Source organism: Corallococcus macrosporus DSM 14697 (assembly GCF_002305895.1).
Taxonomy (GTDB): Bacteria; Myxococcota; Myxococcia; order Myxococcales; family Myxococcaceae; genus Myxococcus; species Myxococcus macrosporus.
Window position 1 is genome coordinate 989,111 of sequence record NZ_CP022203.1, and the last position, 17,520, is coordinate 1,006,630.

15 protein-coding genes are annotated in these 17,520 nt (G+C 72.2%); 7 read left to right on the top strand and 8 right to left on the bottom strand.

Annotated elements, in window-relative coordinates; translation table 11 throughout:
- Positions 1–20: 20 nt before the first annotated feature.
- From MYMAC_RS04250 to MYMAC_RS04260, 3 genes are all read left to right on the top strand, one after another.
- The gene (locus tag MYMAC_RS04250) at positions 21–2,783 is read left to right on the top strand and encodes a TonB family protein (protein ID WP_095957135.1); all 2,763 of its coding nucleotides are present in this window, start codon (positions 21–23) and stop codon (positions 2,781–2,783) included.
- Positions 2,783–3,706, top strand: coding sequence for a hypothetical protein (locus MYMAC_RS04255; protein WP_095957136.1), 924 nt, complete (start codon positions 2,783–2,785; stop codon positions 3,704–3,706). Before MYMAC_RS04250 ends, MYMAC_RS04255 begins: the two co-directional genes overlap by 1 nt.
- 89 nt (positions 3,707–3,795) lie before the next feature.
- Positions 3,796–5,982 carry a caspase family protein gene (locus MYMAC_RS04260; RefSeq protein ID WP_095957137.1) on the top strand — a complete coding sequence of 729 codons (2,187 nt, stop codon included), beginning with the start codon at positions 3,796–3,798 and terminating at the stop codon, positions 5,980–5,982.
- Positions 5,983–6,060: 78 nt separating this feature from the next.
- On the opposite strand, the gene MYMAC_RS04265 is transcribed toward MYMAC_RS04260, so the two are convergent.
- Positions 6,061–6,834 (bottom strand): alpha/beta fold hydrolase, encoded by a 774-nt coding sequence (locus MYMAC_RS04265; protein ID WP_095957138.1) that lies wholly within the window; start codon positions 6,832–6,834, stop codon positions 6,061–6,063.
- 50 nt (positions 6,835–6,884) lie between these two features.
- Between MYMAC_RS04265 and MYMAC_RS04270 the strand changes: the two genes are divergently transcribed.
- Positions 6,885–7,511 carry a nuclear transport factor 2 family protein gene (locus MYMAC_RS04270; RefSeq protein WP_095957139.1) on the top strand — a complete coding sequence of 209 codons (627 nt, stop codon included), beginning with the start codon at positions 6,885–6,887 and terminating at the stop codon, positions 7,509–7,511.
- A gap of 5 nt (positions 7,512–7,516) precedes the next feature.
- Here the strand turns inward: MYMAC_RS04270 and MYMAC_RS04275 are convergent, their stop codons facing one another.
- A complete protein-coding gene (locus MYMAC_RS04275; protein ID WP_095957140.1) occupies positions 7,517–8,863 on the bottom strand; it encodes an erythromycin esterase family protein in 1,347 nt (448 codons plus the stop codon).
- 165 nt (positions 8,864–9,028) lie between these two features.
- Here MYMAC_RS04275 and fdhA point away from each other — a divergent pair, with 165 nt between their 5' ends.
- On the top strand, positions 9,029–10,231 hold the full coding sequence (gene fdhA, locus MYMAC_RS04280) for a formaldehyde dehydrogenase, glutathione-independent (protein WP_095957141.1): 1,203 nt from the start codon (positions 9,029–9,031) through the stop codon (positions 10,229–10,231).
- Between the two features lie 14 nt (positions 10,232–10,245).
- On the opposite strand, the gene ureG is transcribed toward fdhA, so the two are convergent.
- From ureG to MYMAC_RS04305, 5 genes are read right to left on the bottom strand one after another with little or no spacing between them, the layout of a single operon-like run.
- Positions 10,246–10,980 carry an urease accessory protein UreG gene (gene ureG, locus MYMAC_RS04285; protein WP_095957142.1) on the bottom strand — a complete coding sequence of 245 codons (735 nt, stop codon included), beginning with the start codon at positions 10,978–10,980 and terminating at the stop codon, positions 10,246–10,248.
- 12 nt (positions 10,981–10,992) lie between these two features.
- Positions 10,993–11,655, bottom strand: a complete 663-nt coding sequence (locus MYMAC_RS04290) for an urease accessory protein UreF (protein ID WP_095957143.1) — start codon at positions 11,653–11,655, stop codon at positions 10,993–10,995.
- 14 nt (positions 11,656–11,669) lie between these two features.
- Positions 11,670–13,385: an urease subunit alpha gene (ureC, locus tag MYMAC_RS04295; protein WP_095957144.1), complete on the bottom strand. Its 1,716-nt coding sequence runs from the start codon at positions 13,383–13,385 to the stop codon at positions 11,670–11,672.
- Positions 13,385–14,149 (bottom strand): urease subunit gamma, encoded by a 765-nt coding sequence (gene ureA, locus MYMAC_RS04300; protein WP_095957145.1) that lies wholly within the window; start codon positions 14,147–14,149, stop codon positions 13,385–13,387. The genes ureC and ureA overlap by 1 nt, the downstream gene beginning before the upstream one ends.
- A gap of 46 nt (positions 14,150–14,195) precedes the next feature.
- On the bottom strand, positions 14,196–15,122 hold the full coding sequence (locus MYMAC_RS04305) for an urease accessory protein UreD (protein WP_239989346.1): 927 nt from the start codon (positions 15,120–15,122) through the stop codon (positions 14,196–14,198).
- A gap of 61 nt (positions 15,123–15,183) precedes the next feature.
- Here MYMAC_RS04305 and MYMAC_RS04310 point away from each other — a divergent pair, with 61 nt between their 5' ends.
- Both MYMAC_RS04310 and MYMAC_RS04315 read left to right on the top strand, forming a co-directional pair.
- Complete coding sequence (locus MYMAC_RS04310) at positions 15,184–16,275, top strand: saccharopine dehydrogenase NADP-binding domain-containing protein (protein ID WP_204817384.1); 1,092 nt, start codon at positions 15,184–15,186, stop codon at positions 16,273–16,275.
- Positions 16,275–16,937 (top strand): TetR/AcrR family transcriptional regulator, encoded by a 663-nt coding sequence (locus MYMAC_RS04315; protein WP_095957148.1) that lies wholly within the window; start codon positions 16,275–16,277, stop codon positions 16,935–16,937. The genes MYMAC_RS04310 and MYMAC_RS04315 overlap by 1 nt, the downstream gene beginning before the upstream one ends.
- On the opposite strand, the gene MYMAC_RS37595 is transcribed toward MYMAC_RS04315, so the two are convergent.
- On the bottom strand, positions 16,932–17,306 hold the full coding sequence (locus tag MYMAC_RS37595) for a PilZ domain-containing protein (RefSeq protein WP_013936011.1): 375 nt from the start codon (positions 17,304–17,306) through the stop codon (positions 16,932–16,934). The two genes, MYMAC_RS04315 and MYMAC_RS37595, sit on opposite strands and share 6 nt — an antisense overlap.
- Between the last annotated feature and the right edge of the window lie 214 nt (positions 17,307–17,520).

Below are 17,520 nucleotides of genomic sequence, written 5' to 3' on the forward strand. Positions count from 1 at the left end.
CGGGAACACCTCTCACCCGTATGCTTGGACACGCCATGTCCTCCATCCTGAAAGCCCGAGGCGCGCTGGTCGCGACCTCGCTCTTGCTGGCGGCCCCCGTGCTCGCGCAGGCGCCACAAGCCGACGCGCCTCCCGCGGACGCGGCCACGCCACCGCAGCAGGCCCAGCCCACCATCACCAGGCCGCCCGAGCTGGTGCAGCAGGTGGAGGCGCGATATCCGCCCGAGGCGCTCGCGCAGGGCCTCACCGCGTCGGTGCGGCTCATCATCACCATCGCGGCGGACGGCTCCGTCGCCGAGGTGCTGCCCACCGAGCCCGTGGGCAACGGCTTCGACGAGGCCGCCATGGAGGCGGTGCGCCAGTTCCGCTTCTCGCCCGCCGAGGTCGACGGCGTGCCCGCGCCGGTGCAGGTGGAGTACGTCTACCACTTCACCCTCACCGCGCCGGAGCCGGACGAGGGCGCCGAGGCCGCGGAGGCCGAGCAGCCCAAGGCCACGCTCACCGGTCAGCTCATCTCCCGCGGCAGCCGCTCCCGCGTGCCCAACGCCACCGTGCGCTGCGGCGACGACCCGGACGCGCCCGAGGCGATGTCCGACGAGGACGGCCGCTTCACGCTGGAGGTGCCCGCGGGCGTCTGCGAGGTGCGCGTGGTGGCCACCGGCTTCCAGCTCTACCAGACGAAGGAGGAGCTGAAGCCCAACGAGACGACGGAGGTGAACTTCTACCTCGCGCCGTCTGGCGGCGGCCTGGAGACGGTGGTGCGCTCCGCGCGGCCGAAGAAGGAGGTGGTGCGCCGCACCATCACCCGCGAGGAGGCGCAGAAGACGCCGGGCTCCTTCGGCGACCCCATCCGCGTCATCCAGTCGCTGCCGGGCGTGGCGCGCGCGCCCTTCATCTCCGGCGAGCTGCTGGTGCGTGGCTCGAACCCGGGCCAGACGTCCACCATGATGGACGGGGTCGAAATCCCGCTCCTGTTCCACCTGCTCGGCGGGCCCTCGGTGGTCAACGCCGAGTTCATCGACCAGCTCGACTTCTTCCCGGGCGGCTACGGCAGCCAGTACGGCCGCGCGGTGGGCGGCATCGTCGAGGTGGGCACGCGCAAGGGCGCCTCGGACACGCTGCACGGCTCGGTGAAGGTGGACCTGCTGGACGCGGGCTTCTTCCTGGAGAGCCCGGTTACCGACGGCATCAGCGTGGCCGCGGCCGCGCGCCGCTCGTACATCGACACGATCCTGCCCGCCGTCCTGCCGGAGACGGAGGGGGGCACGCTCTCCGTGGTGCCGCGCTACTGGGACTACCAGTTGCGCGTGGACTTCGGCGCGAAGCGGGGCTCGCCCAACGACGACACGACGGTGTCGGCCGGGGGCGCGCGCAGCTCCGGCTACGTCATGGCCTTCGGCAGTGACGACCAGCTCCGCGTCGTGTCCACCGGCCCGGAGACGGAGCGCGACCTGGAGCTGAACACGCGCACCAACTTCCACCGCGTGAAGGGCGACTGGACCTACCGCAAGGGCGCGATGTGGTCCGTGTTCACGCCCTTCGTCGGCATGGACCGCAGCAACATCGACTTCGGGCTCGCGCGGCAGGAAGGCAAGACGTACACGCTGGGCGCCCGCGAGGTGCTGGGCATCGAGCTGAACTCCACGCTCACCCTCCGCACGGGTCTGGACCTCGTCTTCGAGCACGAGCGCTACGACGTGGCGTTCCCCGCGCCGGGCGGCATCGAATACGTGCCCTTCCCCGGCGCCGAGCCGGTGGGCCAGCAGTTGGAGGAGCAGATTGCCCTGGCCTCCTTCGACGGCGCGCTGTTCCTCGAGGCCGACCTGAACGTCGGCCGCTTCACCTTCACGCCGGGCGTGCGCGGCAACCTCCAGTCGGTGGGGAGCACGCGGAACCTGGCGCTGGACCCCCGGCTGTGGGTCCGCTACGCGGCGACGTCACGCACCAACCTGAAGGGCTCGCTGGGCCTCTACAGCCAGCCGCCGGAGACGTTCCGCTTCATCCCCCTGCCGTACGGCAACCCGGACCTCGCCTACCAGCGCGCCTTCCAGAGCAGCCTGGGCGTGGAGCACCGCATCACCGACGTGCTCAACGTGGACGTCACCGGCTTCTTCAACCGCCGCTTCAACAACATCGTGGCGCCCGGCCAGCTCGTCACCAACGACGGCGGCGGCGTCTTCACGCTGCCGTACTCCAACGACGGCATCGGCCGCGCGTACGGCGTGGAGGTGATGCTGAAGAAGGAGCGCGCCTCCGCGACGGACAAGTGGTCCGGCTGGCTGTCGTACACCTTCAGCCGCGCCGAGGACGGCCGCGCCGGGCCCCGGCCGCAGGGTGGAGGGCTCTTCGGCGGCGGCGGCAGCGTGCCGGATGACTCCACGTATGGCCTCAGCCCGTGGGACCAGACGCACATCCTGACGCTGGTGGCGGGCTATGTGCTGGGCAACGGCTGGGAGCTGGGCGGCCGCTTCCGCTACACCAGCGGCCGGCCCATGACGCCGCTGGCCGGCGGCTACGACGTCTACGACGCGGACCGCAACCGCTACAACGCGACGTTCGGCCCGTACTTCTCCGACCGCACCGGAGGCTTCCACCAGTTGGACGTCCGCGTGGACAAGAGCTGGCGCTTCCAGAGCTGGACGCTCACGGCCTACCTGGACGTGCAGAACCTCTACAACGCGCAGAACGTCGAGTTCGTCTTCAACGACTACCGGTTCCGTCGGGAGTACGAGGTGCCGGGCATCCCCATCCTCCCCGTGGTGGGTGTGAAAGGAAGCTTCTGATGAAGGCCCTGCTCGAGTCCTGTGGCCTGTCGCTGCTGCTGCTGGGCGCCACCGCGTGTGTCGACGTGGAGGACCAGCCGTCGCGCGTCCATGACTTCCGGGTGCTCGGCCTCGCCACGGAGCCCCCGGAGTTCATGGCGTCCGCGTGCGAGCTCAACCCGGCGACGCTGGACGAGCTCGCCGAGCCCGTGACGTACCGCGCGCTGCTGGTGGACCCGGCGGGCGAGGGCCGGCCCATCCAGTACACGCTGTGGGCCTGCGCGGACCCGGAGGACCGGACGTGCGCGAACGAGGCCAACCGCGTGCTGCTCGCGGAGGGCACCACCGCACCCGGAGAGCTGACGCTCAGCATCCAGCCGGGCGCGGCCACGCTGCCCGACGAGACGCCGCTGCTGGAGCGGGTGCAGGCGCTGGACCCCTACCTGGGGCTGGGCGGCCTGCGCATGCCGCTGGTGCTCTTCACCCAGGCGGGCGAGGAGCGGGTGTACGCGCAGAAGCTGATGGTCTTCTGGTGCCCGGCGGTGGAGGGCATGCGGGTGAACGAGACGCCGGTGATTCCGGGCCTGCGCGTGGATGACGTCACCTGGCCCGAGACCGCGCCGCTGGAGCTGCGGGGCGCCGGGCCCTTCGTGGTGACGTCCGAGGACGTGGCGCCCCTGCAGGAGACCTACGTGGTGCCCGGGCTGCGGCTGGAGGCGGTGACGCTGCGAGAGAGCTGGGAGATTTCCTGGCACGCGACGCTGGGCGAGTTCGCGCCGCAGGAGACGGGCGGCTCCTCCTTTGGCGGGCAGGAAGGCCGGCATCGCACGGAGTGGGAGCCGCCGGAGGGCGCGCAGGCGCAGGAGGTGACGTTCTGGGCGGTGGTCCGTGACGGCCGGGGGGGCAGCTCCTGGGTGGTGCGGCGGGCGCTCTGGAGCCCGTGAGCCGGGCTCGCGCTCCGGCCCTCAGTCGAGCTATGCCAGGGGGACTCGCCTGAGGCCGGGCCGGGCCTGACGCGTGGGGTGGAAGGCGGATGATGAGACGCACCACTGCTGGGGGAGGGGGCCGCCGGTGGGGCCCGCTGGCCGCCGCCTGTCTGGGCGTCTGGGCCTCCCTGGCCGTCGCCGCCCCTCCGCCTCCGGTGGAGGAGCCCCCGGTGACGTTGCGCCGCTTCGCGCTGCTCGTGGGCTCCAGCGAGGGCGGCGAGGGGCGCGAGCGGCTGCGCTACGCGGGCTCGGACGCGCTGGCCATGTCGCGCGTGCTGGAGGAACTGGGCGGCGTGGCGGTGGCGGACCGCGTGCTGCTGCTGGAGGCGGACCGGAAGGGCCTGCTGGCGGCGCTGGAGCGGATGCGGGTGCTGGTGGAGGCCGCGGCCGCGGAGGGCGTCCGCAGCGAGCTGCTGCTCTACTACTCGGGCCACTCGGATGCGGACGGCCTGCTGCCGCGCGGCGAGCGGCTGACCTACGCGGCGCTGAAGGCGGGGCTGGGCGCGGTGCCCGTGGACGTGCGCATCGCGATTCTGGACTCGTGTGGCTCCGGCGCGCTGACGCGCTTCAAGGGCGGGGTGCACCGGCCGGGCTTCCTCATGGACGCGGCGTCCCAGGTGCGGGGCCACGCGTACCTCGCCTCCAGCTCCGCGGACGAGGTGGCGCAGGAGTCGGACACCATTGGGGCGTCCTTCTTCACGCACTTCCTGGTGACGGGCCTGCGCGGCGCGGCGGACGCCAGCGGGGACGGCCGCGTCACGTTGCACGAGGCCTACCAGTTCGCCTTCCATGAGACGCTGGCGCGCACCGAGCGCACCCAGGGCGGGCCGCAGCACGCGGCCTATGACATCCAGCTCGCGGGCAGCGGCGACCTGGTGCTGACGGACCTGCGCACCTCGCGCGTGCGGCTCACGGTGGCGGAGGACGTGCAAGGCCGCCTCTTCGTGCGCGACTGGGGCAACCAGTTGGTGGCGGAGCTGCAGAAGCCCGCGGGCCGGCGCCTGGCGCTGGGGCTGGAGGCGGGCCGCTACCACGTCGTGTTGGAGCGCCCCTCGCAGCGGCTGGAGGCGGAGCTGACGGTGTCGCCGAAGGGCGGCTCGGAGCTGCGCGCCGAGCACTTCGTCCCCATGACGCTCACCCGCACGGCGGCGCGAGGCGGCACGGACGTCCGGGCGGAGGCGCTGTCCACGGGAGCGCCCGTCACCCTCGGGGACATGCCCTCCGTGCCCTTCAACCTGTCGCTGGTGCCACCGCTGGCCACCCCCGCGCTGTGGGGGGGCGGCGGGCGCAACCACCTGGCGCTGGGCGTGCTGGGCGTGCGCTCGATGCAGCTCCAGGGCTTGGGCGGCGCCGTCGGCGTGGGGTGGGTGGATGGGACGGTGGAGGGGTTCCAGGTGTCCGGCGTGGCGAACGTGGCGGGCGGGGAGATTTTCGGTCTCCAGGCGGCGTTCGGCGGCAACCTCGCCTTCGGTGGCGGGACGGGCGGGCAGGTGTCCGCCGTCTTCAACATGGCCGAGCGTGACTTCACGGGCTTCCAGGTGAGCACCACGGCGAACCGCGCGGCGGCGCGGCTCCGTGGCGTGCAGGCCGCGGTGGGCATCAACCTGGCGGAGCGGCTCGCGGGCGCGCAGGTGGGCCTCATCAACATCTCCGGGGACGTCGCGGGCGCGCAGGTGGGCCTCATCAACGTGGCGGGGGACGTGCGCGGCGTGCAGTTGGGCCTCATCAACATCGCCGATGACGTGTCGGTGCCCATCGGCATCTTGAGCATCGTCCGCAAGGGGCGCTTCGTGCTGGAGCTCTCCGCCGACGATGTCATGCCCTTGTCGGTGGGCATCAAGTACGGGAGCAGGACGGTCTACGTCCTGGCCACCACGGGCGTGGGCATTGGCGAGAAGTCGCTGCGGACCTTCCTCAACCTGGGCCTGGGCGTGCACGTCCCGCTGGACGCCGCGGACCGCTACTCGCTGGACGTGGACCTGTCGTACGGGAGCTGGCAGCCGAACTTCTATGGCGGTTCGGGGCCGAAGAACACGCTGTTCCGGATGCGCGCCACGCTGGGCTGGGAGCTGAAGCGGCGCTTCGCGCTCTTCGGCGGCGTGTCCCTCAACGCGTATGACCCGTCCTCGCAGGACGAGGACCGCGACGTGAGCTGGCTGCCCCAGTGGAAGCTGGGCTGCGGCCCCGGCGGCGTCCGCCTGTGGCCCGGCCTGCTGGTGGGCGTGCGCATCTGACGCCCTCGGGGAGGCAGCTCACCGCGACGCGGGCCGTGGCGACGGGCTCGCCGAGGTGACGCCCGGTTCAGCCGTCGCTCAGCGCAGCCACGCCAGCACCGCGGGCTGCGCGTCCACATGGACGAAGTGCCCGGCCTCTGGCGCCGTCTCCACCGGGCAGCCCGCGGCCACCATGCGCGCCACGTCCGCGTCGCTCACGTACTTGGAGCGGCCACCCCGGAGGCAGCGCATCGGCGGGCCGTCCCTACGCTCCACCGCCGCCCACAGGTCCGTGTCATTCACGCGGGAGTGCAGGTCCGCCAGCGCCTGGCGGTCGAAGCGCCAGCGCACGCCGCCCTCCTCCGTCACCAGGTTCATCAGCAGCCAGTCCGCCAGCGGCTCCGACAGCCCGCGGCCCGTGAGCTCCGCGCGCATCGCCCGGCGGTTCTCCGCCCGCGCCGGGGCCTGGAGCAGGATGCCCAGGACCTTGCCGCTCTCCGACAAGTCGCCCGGCACCGGCCCCGGAGCGATGTCCAGCAGGGACACGCTCTTGACGGCCTCCGGCACATGCAGGCTCGCCGCGAGCGTCACGCGGCCTCCCAGCGAGTGGCCCACCCAGTCGAACGCACCGTCGAAGCCCCGCGCGCGCGCCGTGTCCACCACGTCCCGGGCCATGCTGTAGAGGTCCGAATTCGACGGCAGGGCAGGGGACGTGCCGTGCCCGGTGAGGTCCGGCAGGAGGATGCGCCGGCTCGGGTCCGCCGCGCTCCACGCCGCCGCCAATGAGCGCAGGTTGCGCCCCGTGCCCAGGAAGCCGTGCAGCATCACCGTGGGCACCTCGCCCTCACCCACTTGGAAGCTCTCGAGGACCATGCGATTCGTGCCTTTCTCTCCGCCCCGTGTGCCTTGACGCGGGGCGGGCCGTGCCGCTTCATACCTTGAACGCCCCGCCTGACGAGGTCTTCCGCGTGCCTACCGTCTCCTTGCTGCTCTTCGTGCTCGCCTCGGCTCCCGCGAACACTGCCCCCGCCGACCCGAAGGCCGCGGTGACGGCCGTGCTGGATGACTGGCACCAGGCCGCCGCCGCCGCGGACGAGGCGCGCTACTTCGGCCACTTCACCGAGGACGCCGTGTACCTGGGCACCGACGCCACCGAGCGGTGGACGCGCGACGCGTTCCGCGCCTGGGCCAGGCCCTACTTCGCCAAGGGCAAGGCCTGGAGCTTCAAGGCCACCTCGCGCCACATCTCCTTCTCGAAGGACGGCGCGGTGGCCTGGTTCGACGAAGTGCTGGACACGCCCAACCTGGGCCCCAGCCGTGGCAGCGGCGTGCTGGTGAAGGACGGGGGCACCTGGAAGATTGCCCAGTACAACCTGTCCATCCCCATCCCCAACGACGTGCTGCCGGAGGTGAAGCGGCGCATCGAGCGGCACCTGGTCCGGGGCCAGAAGCCGCCCGCGAAGTCGGGCACCTGGCAACGGCCGCCCGCGAAGGTGCCTGCCCCTCAGACGCCGCCCATCAAGCAGAAGGCGCCGGTGCCGGCGAACTAGCGCCCTCACAAGCCGAACGGATAGGTGTCGGGCGCGTCCTCGGTCTCGTGCCCGGCGTCCGCGTCCAGCGGACGCAGCGCCCGCGTGTCGTCGTAGTGCAGCACCGCGTCGAACTGCGCGGGCAGGTTCGCGTGGAAGTAGTGGCTCCAGCGCTCGGTGCGCGGCGCGTACACCACGCCGATGGCGCGCTCCAGCCTGCGCTCGTGCAGCCCGCCCGCCGCTTCGCCCAGCTCCGCCATGCGGAGCAGGAACGCGGGCAGGCCCACCTCATGGAACAGGCGCTCGTAGCTGCCGGCCATGGCGGGCTGGATGCGGCGGCGAAGGCCGGGCTCGTCCCATTCGTGCGCGGCGATGACGACGCCGGTGTACGTGGTGAAGCCCACCGAATACGTGGCCGCGCCGTGCCGCTCGCGCAGGAGCTGGCCCACGTTGAGCTCGCCTTCATCCCCCAACTGCGTGGCGCGCGCGTCTCCCAGATGGGAGTTGTGCGCCCAGATGACCAGCCGGGCAGGGGGGCCTCCGCGTGACAGGTGCGCCGCGAGCGCGTCCACCGTGTCCGCCATGTGCGTGTCGCGCAGGTTCCAGCCTTCGTGCCGGCCCGCGTACACGGCGCGGTAGTACGCCTCCGCGTTGGCCACGAGCCGGGCGTTCTGCTCGGCGTGGAAGCGGGCGTCCACGTCCTCGGGCCCCCGGGTCCGCCGCCGCTGGAGCTCCACGAGCTCGGCCCAGACCTGCTCCTCGCACGAGTCCGCCTGCCCATACGTGGTGGAGCGGCCGTAGACGTGAGGCTCGGGCCCGAAGCTGTCGAAGCAGGCGTAGCGCTGGCGGGCGCGCTCGGCGGCGTCCGGGTCCACCGTATCCAGGTACGCCACCACCTCGCGCATGGAGTCGTGGAGGCTGTAGAGGTCCATGCCGTAGAAGCCCGCACGTTGCTCCGGGGGCACCGTGGCGTTGTGCGCGCGCAGCCAGGTGACCAGCTCCTCCACCTCCCGGTTGCGCCACATCCACCGGGGAAAGCGCTGGAAGTTGCCCAGGGCGCCCGAGGCCGTGGTGTCCTGGCCGTTGCCCCGCACGAAGGCGTCGACGCGCAGGGCGGTTGGCCAGTCGGCCTCCACCACCAGCGCGCGGAAGCCGTGCTCGGCGATGAGGCGGCGGGTGAGGGTGGCGCGGGCCTGGTAGAACTCGTGTGTCCCGTGGGTGGCCTCGCCCAGCAGGACGAACCGCGCATCGCCGATGCTGTCGATGAGCGGGTCCAGGTCCGAGGCGCGGCCCGACACGGGCAGCGCGGCGGCTCGGATGCCCTCCAGCAGGGCGGCCGAGAGCTCCGGTGCGTCCTCCTCCATGGAACCCATGCCTCGAAGATGGGGAGGACTCGGTGGACCGGCCATCGTGCATTCCCCTCAGCCCGGAAGGCGGACGGGAAGGCACCCCCTCCGTTGCAGCCGCCCGGGGGTGTGCCAGCGCCGGAGCGGGTCCCCAGCCTTAGTCAGGCATCGCAGTCCAGGAGGAGCCCGCTCATGCCCAGTAATCGCGGCGTCGTGTATCTCGGTCCCGGCAAGGTGGAGGTGCAGTCCATTGACTCCCCCAGGCTGGCCAACCCCAAGGGGAAACCCATCGAGCACGGCGTCATCCTGAAGGTGGTCTCCACCAACATCTGCGGCTCGGACCAGCACATGGTGCGCGGCAGGACGACGGCGTCCAAGGGGCTGGTGCTCGGGCACGAAATCACCGGCGAAATCATCGAGAAGGGAAAGGACGTCGAGTTCCTGGACGTGGGGGACCTCGTCACGGTGCCCTTCAACGTGGCCTGTGGCCGCTGCCGCACGTGCCGGGAGCAGCAGACGGGCGTGTGCCTCAACGTCAACGAGGGCCGCGCGGGCGGCGCCTACGGCTACGTGGACATGGGCGGCTGGGTGGGCGGCCAGGCCGAATACGTCCTGGTGCCCTACGCGGACTTCAACCTCATCCGCTTCCCCGACAAGGCGCAGGCGATGGAGAAGATTCTCGACCTGACCATGCTGTCGGACATCCTGCCCACGGGCTTCCACGGCGCCGTCAGCGCGGGCGTGGGGGTGGGCTCCACCGTGTACATCGCGGGCGCGGGGCCGGTGGGGCTCGCGGCGGCGGCGTCCGCGCGGATTTTGGGCGCGGCGGTGGTGATGGTGGGGGACATGAACAAGGAGCGGTTGGCCCACGCGAAGTCCGTGGGCTTCGAGCCCATTGACCTCACGCGGAGCGACAAGCTGGAGGAGCTGATCGCCGCCGTCGTGGGCGTGCCCGAGGTGGATGCCTCCGTGGACGCGGTGGGCTTCGAGGCGCGAGGCCACGGCGCGCGGCATTCGACGGAGGCGCCGGCCACGGTGCTCAACTCGCTGATGGCGGTGACGCGGGCCGCGGGCGCCATCGGCATCCCGGGGCTGTATGTGACGGAGGACCCGGGCTCCCAGGACGAGGCGGCGCAGCACGGCAACCTGCGCATGCGCTTCGGCCTGGGCTGGGCCAAGTCCCACCGCTTCTTCACGGGGCAGACGCCGGTGCTGCGCTACAACCGCCAGCTCATGCAGGCCATCCTCCACGGCCGGCTGCCCATCGCGAAGGTCGTGAACGCCACCGTCATCTCGCTCGACGACGCGCCGCGCGGGTACCACGAGTTCGACACGGGCGTGGCGCGCAAGTTCGTCATCGACCCGCACGGGATGCTGAAGAAGAAGGCGGCCTGAGCCCGTCGCGCGGCTCAGGCGCCCCGGGCGCCGGTCTGCTTCCGCCAGGCGCCGAGGATGTGCTCGGCCACGGCGTCCACGCCCACGTCCCGGGTGACCTGGGTGAAGACGAAGGGGCCCGCGCCACGCATCTTCCTCGCGTCGCGGTCCATGACGCCCAGGTCCGCGCCCACGTGCGGCGCCAGGTCCGTCTTGTTGATGACCAGCAGGTCGGACTGGGTGATGCCGGGGCCGCCCTTGCGCGGCACCTTGTCTCCGCCGGCCACGTCGATGACGTACACGGTGTAGTCCGCCAGCTCGCGGCTGTACTGCGCCGCCAGGTTGTCCCCGCCGCTCTCCACGATGAGCAGCTCCGGGGACAGCGCCTCCATCAACTGCTCCAGCGCCAGCAGGTTGTGGCTGATGTCCTCGCGGATGGCCGCGTGGGGGCAGCCGCCCGTCTCCACCGCCTTGATGCGCTCCGGGGGCAGCGCCTGGTTGCGCACGAGGAACTCCGCGTCCTCCTGGGTGAAGATGTCGTTGGTGACGACGCCCAGCCGGTGGCGCTCACGCAGCTTGCGGCACAGCGCCAGCACCAGCGCCGTCTTCCCGCTGCCCACCGGCCCGCCAATGCCAATGGTGAAGGCGCGCGCCTTGTAGTCGCGCCGCTGGGGCTCCTCGCGCTCGTGGTAGTGGCCCGGGTGGTCCCACTCCTCGTGCTCGTGGTCATGGTCGTCGTCGTGGCCGTGGCCGCGGTGGTCGTCGTGCATGTGCGCTTCACCTCAGGACTGGAAGAGCCTGGAATAGAGCCGGTCGTGCGTGGCGCCGAACAAGTCCAACAGGGGAGAAGGCTGCGCCAGCGCCTCCACCCCCAGCCCCGCGCACCGCGCCAGCACGTCGTCCAGCAGGGGCGTGGCCTGGTGCTGGAGCTGGTGGGATTCATGCGTGCCCGCGATGCCCAGGCGCACCGCCGCGGACAGCGCGCCCCTCAAGGTGAGGGACAGGAAGAGCTGCTGCGCGTCCTCCAGCGACACGTCCAGCGCGTGCAGCACCGCGCCGAAGACGGGCGCGTGGTGGAAGCGCAGCCCGGCGGCGCGGGCCGCCTCGCGCACGGGGCCCACTGGCCCTGGGAAGATGCGGGCGCAGGTGTCCAGGAAGGCCCGGCCCTGCGTGCGGCTGGCGCGGTTGGCCACGTGGCTGGCGAGGAACGCCTCCGCGCGAGCATCCAGCGCGGGCAGCGACGAGGGCTCGCGGTGCGCGGCGCTCAACAGGGGCAGCGCGCCCTGGCCCGTCTGCCACAGCAAGTCGCGCACGAAGCGCCGCAGCTCCGCGGGGCCGCGCACCTCGCCAAGCTGCACCGCGGCCTCCAGCCCCCCGGAGTGCGCGAAGCCGCCGGTGGGAAAGCCGGAGTCCGCCAGTTGCAGCACCCGCCACGTCGAGCCCATGCCTCGCGCGCCTCTCAGAACAGCGAGTAGAGCTGGGCCAGGGGCAGGCGCGTCGCGGGCTCGCAGCGCAGCAGCTCCCCGTCCGCGCGGACCTCATACGTCTCCGGGTCCACGGTGATGGCGGGCATCGCGTCGTTGAGCTTCATGTCCTTCTTGCCCAGGTCGCGGCAGCCGCTCACCGCGACCAGCCGCTTGGTGAGGCCCAGGTCCTTCACCGTGCCCTCGGCGAAGGCGCGCCCGGAGATGAAGGCCACGCTGGTGGCGCCCAGCGCGCGGCCGCGCGCGCCGAACATGGGCCGCATCATGTAGGGCTGCGGCGTGGGGATGGACGCGTTGGCGTCGCCCATCTGCGCCCAGGCGATGAAGCCGCCCTTCACCACCAGCTCCGGCCGGATGCCGAAGAAGGCCGGGTTCCACAGCACCAGGTCCGCCAGCTTGCCCACCTCCACCGAGCCCACCTCGTGGGACATGCCGTGGGCGATGGCGGGGTTGATGGTGTACTTCGCCACGTAGCGGCGGATGCGCACGTTGTCGTTGTCGCCGCGCTCGTCGGGGAGTCGGCCGCGCTGCTCGCGCATCTTGTGCGCCGTCTGCCACGTCCGGCAGATGACCTCGCCCACGCGGCCCATGGCCTGGCTGTCGGAGGCCATGATGCTGATGGCGCCCAAATCGTGAAGGATGTCCTCCGCGGCGATGGTCTCCCCGCGGATGCGGCTCTCCGCGAAGGCCACGTCCTCTGGAATCTCCCGGTCCAGGTGGTGACACACCATGAGCATGTCCAGGTGCTCATCCAGCGTGTTCACCGTGTACGGGCGCGTGGGGTTCGTCGAACTGGGCAGCACGTTGGGCTCGCCGCACACGCGGATGATGTCCGGCGCGTGCCCGCCGCCCGCGCCCTCGGAGTGGTAGGTGTGGATGGTGCGGCCCTTGAACGCGGCCAGCGAGTCATCCACGTAGCCGGACTCATTCAGCGTGTCCGTGTGGATGGTGACCTGGATGTCCTCGCCCTCGGCCAGGGTGAGGCAGGTGTCGATGGCGGCCGGCGTGGTGCCCCAGTCCTCGTGCAGCTTCAGGCCGATGGCGCCCGCGCGAACCTGCTCCACCAGCCCGTGCGGCATGGACGTGTTGCCCTTGCCGGTGAGGCCGATGTTCAGCGGAAGGGTGTCCGTGGCCTCCAGCATCCGCTGGAGGTTCCACGCGCCCGGCGTGCAGGTGGTGGCCTTGGTGCCAGTGGCGGGCCCGGTGCCGCCGCCCACCCACGTCGTGACGCCGCTGGCCAGCGCTTCATCCGCCTGCTGGGGACAGATGAAGTGGATGTGCGTGTCCAGCGCGCCCGCGGTGACGATGAGGCCCTCCCCGGCGATGGCCTCCGTCGTCACGCCCACCACCATGCCCGGCGTGACTCCGGCCATGACGTCCGGATTGCCCGCCTTGCCGATGCCGGCGATGCGGCCGCCCTTGAGGCCGATGTCCGCCTTGTAGATGCCCGTCCAGTCCAGGATGAGCGCGTTGGTGATGACGCAGTCGAGCGCGTCCGCGTCCCCCACGCCGGCCTGCTGGCCCATGCCCTCGCGCAGCACCTTGCCGCCGCCGAACTTGCACTCGTCGCCGTAGACGGTGGCGTCGCGCTCCACCTCCGCCCACAGCCCCGTGTCACCCAGCCGCACCCGGTCTCCCGTGGTGGGACCGAACATGTCCGCGTAGTGGCGGCGGTCCATCTTCCGGCTCATCAGCGCTCCTCCTCGTGACCGAAGCCCCGCGCGCGCACCGCCTCCAGGGCGCGGGCCTGTCCCTCCGGCGTCACCTCCCCGCTGCCCAGCGCGTTGCCGCCGCGCACCACCGCGTCACCGGCGATGGCGACGAGCTGCACCGTCTTGCGCTCACCGGGCTCGAAGCGCACCGCCGTGCCCGCGGGGATGTCCAGCCGGCGGCCGTAGGCCCGGGCGCGGTCGAACACCAGCGCGCGGTTCGTCTCGAAGAAGTGGTAGTGGCTGCCCACCTGGATGGGCCGGTCGCCCCGGTGGGTGACGCTGACGGTGACGGGGTCGCGTCCCTCGTTGAGCACCACGTCGCCCGGCCGCACCCGCACCTCGCCGGGGCGTCCTTCCGGCGGTGTCGCCGCGCCGAAGCGCTCCAGCGGGGGGACGGGGAGGAAGCTGCCGTACAGCGCCAGCGCCAGGTCGCCGTGCTCGGCCACCACGGGGTGGTGCACCGTCACCAGCTTGGAGCCGTCCGGGAAGGTGCCCTCCACCTGCACCTCCGCCAGCAGCTCCGGCACGCCGTCCATCACCTGCGCGCGCCCCAGGAGCTGGCGGCCCAGGTCCATCAGCTCGGCCACGCCCCTGCCGTCGCGGATGAACTCCAGGAGCTGCGTGGCGATGAGCGCCACCGCCTCCGGGTAGTTGAGCCGGACCCCGCGCGCGAGGCGCTTCTGGGCGAGGAAGCCCGCCTGATGCAGCAGCAGCTTGTCGACATCGCGAGGGGAGAGGTGCACCCCGTCAGGCTAGCGCGTTGCGTCAATGGCTTCCAAGGTGGCCCCCTCAGGCGCGGCGGGCCCAGGGGTTGTCGCCCAACAGCGCTGGCAGGAAGGACAGCCACGCGTGTGTGGTGTGCAACACCGCCTCCACGGAGACAGCGGCGGCCCGGAGCAGCAGGCCGTCCGGGCCCAGCGGACTGACGCTGGGGACCAGCTCCGCGCGAGACGTCACCGGAAGCGCGGCGAGCCGCGCGGCGAGCGCCTCACGTGCGTCCGCGAGCGCGGGGCCCACCAGCAGCACGGTGGCCAGCGCGTTGAAGCGGCCCAGGCGCTCGGGCAGCGCGCCCTGCCGTGGGTCCAGCAGCCAGCGCTCATCCACGAGCGCGCGTCCGCCCACGCAGACGCGCAGCGTGGAGTCGTAGTGGGCGAAGGCCCAGCGCTCACCGCTGGCGCCGCGGCCAGCGGTGAGGACGTCCGCGAGCACCAGGGAGGCGCCGGGGGCCAGCCGCACGTCCAGCGTCTGGGCGTAGCGGGCGCCGGTGAAGCACGCGGTGGGGTCCGGGACGAAGGCCAGCAGCCCGCCTTCCTCCACGCGGGCGCTCAGGTCGCTCCGGCAGCCTCGGGGAGAGCGGTAGACGCGGTTGGCGCCCTGGCTGGCGACGAGCGCCGTGGCCCCCGCGGCCACGTCCACCTCCAGGGAGACCTGGTCCCCGTCCACCAGCCCGCCTCCGAACGAGCTGGTGTAGGCCCAGGCCGCGTGGCCGTGGTTGCGGGGCGTGAGCAGCCGCAGCGGGCTGTGCGCCAGGGCGGTGCGGACGATGGTGCGCGGGCCGGTGCGCTCGAAGGCGAGCCTCGCGAACCCGGCCCGCCGGGGCTGCGCCACCGTCATCTGCTCGGACCGCTTCACCCCGACAAGCCTGGGGCAGCCGCGGCCCGAGCACAACGCCCCCAGCCGAATGGCCTGGACGATTGTCGTGAAAATATAGGTCATGTGACCTAATAAATGGCGCGACCGGTGTGGAATGGCCCACGCCAGGCGGGTGGAGCGCGCGATGGTGACCGAAGAGAGTGTCGTACTGGTTGGGGGCTATGGGGTGGTGGGGACGTGGCTCGCGCGGTTGTTGCGGGAGCGGCATCCGGAGCTGCCGTTGGTCATCGCGGGGCGCCGCCGCGAGCCCGCCGAGGCCCTGGCCCGGAGGTTGGGGAACGCGGAGGCGGCGGTGCTGGACGTGGCGGCGCCCGACCCGCTGGCGTCGCTGGCCGGGCGGCCCAGGGCCGTGGTGTCGTTGGTCAATGACCCGGAGGATGCGGTGCTGCGCTCGGCGGTGCGGGAGGGCGTGGCGGTGCTGGACATCACCCGCTGGACGTCGCGCTTGAAGGCGGCGGTGCTGCGGCTGGCGGGGACTCCTCCCCGGGCGCCCGTCCTGCTCAGCTCCGCGTGGATGGCGGGGTTGGTGCCCAGGCTCGTCGCGGGCGCGGCGGAGCAGGTGGGGCGCGTCGAGCGCGTCGACGTGGGCATCCGCTTCGCCCTGGCGGACCAGGCGGGGCCGGACTCGCTGGAGTACATGGACCGGCTGGGGCTGACCTTCGACATCACGGAGGGAGGCGCGGAGCGGCAGGTGTTGCCGCTGACGGAAGGCCGGCGGGTGCTGTTCCCGGATGGGCGGCCCACGCGTGTCTTCCGGCTGGACACGCCCGAGCAGACCACGCTGCCGCTGGTGCTGGGGGCCCACACGGTGTCGACCCGGCTGGGGTTCGACTCAGGCGCCGTCACCTGGCTGCTCGCGGCGCTCCAGCAGGTGGGCCTGCTGCGGCTGCTCCAGCATCCCCGGCTGACGCCGATGCGGCGCGCGCTGATGGCCAGCAGCGGCAAGGGCGGCGAGGCGGCCTGGGTGGCGGACGTGGAGGGGGCTCGCGGCGCGCTGCGCATCGAGGTGGTGGACCCGAAGGGACAGGCCCACCTCACGGCCGTGGGCGCGCTGCTGGGGGTGGAGCGGCTGCTGGGACGGGATGGCGCGCCGGCGCTCGCCGCGGGCGTGTGGCTCCCGGAACACGACGCGCGCCCCGAGCTGGCGCTGGCGGTCTTGCGCGATTGTGGCGTCCAGGCCCGGTTCGAGGCACAACCGCGCCGGGAGGCGGCCTGATGCCACGTGCCACACGAGGGAAGCTGCCATCGTCGAAGCCGCGTGAGGGGACGGCGGTCCACGCCAAGGGGACCGAGCGCGTGGCGTCCATCCTCGACGCGGCCACCGACACCCTCGTGGAGGAGGGCCATTCAGGCCTCACGCTGCGCCGGGTGGCGCAGCGGGCCGGGCTCAGCGTGGGCAACCTCCAGTACTACTTCCCCGCGAAGCAGGACGTGGTGCGTGCGCTGCTCGCGCGCTACCTGGAGGCCGCCAGCCAGCGGGTGCTCGCGCGGGTGGAGGAGGGCGGACGTTCCCCCGTGGAGCGGCTGCGGCGCGCGTTGGAGGCGCTGCTGGAAGACCAGGAGTCACCGCGTCACTGCCAGCTCTTCGCGGAGCTGTGGGCGCTCGCCGCGCGGGATGAGATGGTCGCGGACGCGCTCGCCGTCTTCTACGCGGGCTACCGGGCGGGCATCGTGGAGCTGCTGCGTGAGCTGGCTCCCGGGCTCGGCCCGTCCCAACTGGAGCGCCGCGCGGCGCTGGTGGTCGCCTTCCTGGAAGGCCTGTCCCTCTTCATGGGCGGCGGCGCGCTCCGGCGGGCTTCGGTGCCGGGACTGGAGCAGGAGCTGCACGCCGTGCTGGAGGAGGCCCTGGAGGGCGTCCCCACCACCGCGCGGCTATGAGCCGCCCGGGCCGCCCTCTTCGTCTGACACGAGGACCGACTTGAGCTTGTCCATGGCCAGCGGCGGGACGTCCGTGAAGGCCAGGCCAACCTCGAAGCGCGCCACGCCGTCCTTGGGGAGCTTCCGCGTCCACGCCACGCGCGCCTTGCACTCCAACGACGAGCCGTCGCGGAGGAACAGGTCCAGCTCCAGCTCCGAGTCCTGCGCGTATTGCTCGTCGGAGTAGATGCGGATGCCCCCCAGGCTGGCGTCCAGCACCTGCTGCTTGTCCACGCGCCTCAGCCGCGCCGGCCTTGCGTAGAGCGGCGCCTCGAGCCGGGGAAAGCGACGGCGATCCGCGGGAGAGTCATTCACGCTTGCGCTGTTCATCGTCCAGCCTTCTCCGGGAGGAAATCGGGCCGGGCCCCCGGGCGACCGGGGGGAAGCATAGGGGATATGGCGGGTCGTGACGAAATCGTGGAGCCGCCCACCCCGCAGTGCGGGTGTCTGGTTTGACCCGTTCGCCAGGTGGTGGAGGGCCCGCACGGGCGCTGGCGTCGAGCGGCCTGGGCTGTAACGAGGCGCGCCACAGCCGCCGGGCATC

Bases quoted from the DNA above. Each gene is read 5' to 3' on its own strand.
- MYMAC_RS04250 (WP_095957135.1), top strand. From the start codon at position 21: ATGCTTGGACACGCCATGTCCTCCATCCTGAAAGCCCGAGGCGCGCTG.
- MYMAC_RS04255 (WP_095957136.1), top strand. From the start codon at position 2,783: ATGAAGGCCCTGCTCGAGTCCTGTGGCCTGTCGCTGCTGCTGCTGGGC.
- MYMAC_RS04260 (WP_095957137.1), top strand. From the start codon at position 3,796: ATGATGAGACGCACCACTGCTGGGGGAGGGGGCCGCCGGTGGGGCCCG.
- MYMAC_RS04265 (WP_095957138.1), bottom strand. From the start codon at position 6,834: ATGGTCCTCGAGAGCTTCCAAGTGGGTGAGGGCGAGGTGCCCACGGTG.
- MYMAC_RS04275 (WP_095957140.1), bottom strand. From the start codon at position 8,863: ATGGGTTCCATGGAGGAGGACGCACCGGAGCTCTCGGCCGCCCTGCTG.
- fdhA (WP_095957141.1), top strand. From the start codon at position 9,029: ATGCCCAGTAATCGCGGCGTCGTGTATCTCGGTCCCGGCAAGGTGGAG.
- ureG (WP_095957142.1), bottom strand. From the start codon at position 10,980: ATGCACGACGACCACCGCGGCCACGGCCACGACGACGACCATGACCAC.
- MYMAC_RS04290 (WP_095957143.1), bottom strand. From the start codon at position 11,655: ATGGGCTCGACGTGGCGGGTGCTGCAACTGGCGGACTCCGGCTTTCCC.
- ureC (WP_095957144.1), bottom strand. From the start codon at position 13,385: ATGAGCCGGAAGATGGACCGCCGCCACTACGCGGACATGTTCGGTCCC.
- MYMAC_RS04305 (WP_239989346.1), bottom strand. From the start codon at position 15,122: ATGACCTATATTTTCACGACAATCGTCCAGGCCATTCGGCTGGGGGCG.
- MYMAC_RS04310 (WP_204817384.1), top strand. From the start codon at position 15,184: ATGGTGACCGAAGAGAGTGTCGTACTGGTTGGGGGCTATGGGGTGGTG.
- MYMAC_RS04315 (WP_095957148.1), top strand. From the start codon at position 16,275: ATGCCACGTGCCACACGAGGGAAGCTGCCATCGTCGAAGCCGCGTGAG.
- MYMAC_RS37595 (WP_013936011.1), bottom strand. From the start codon at position 17,306: ATGAACAGCGCAAGCGTGAATGACTCTCCCGCGGATCGCCGTCGCTTT.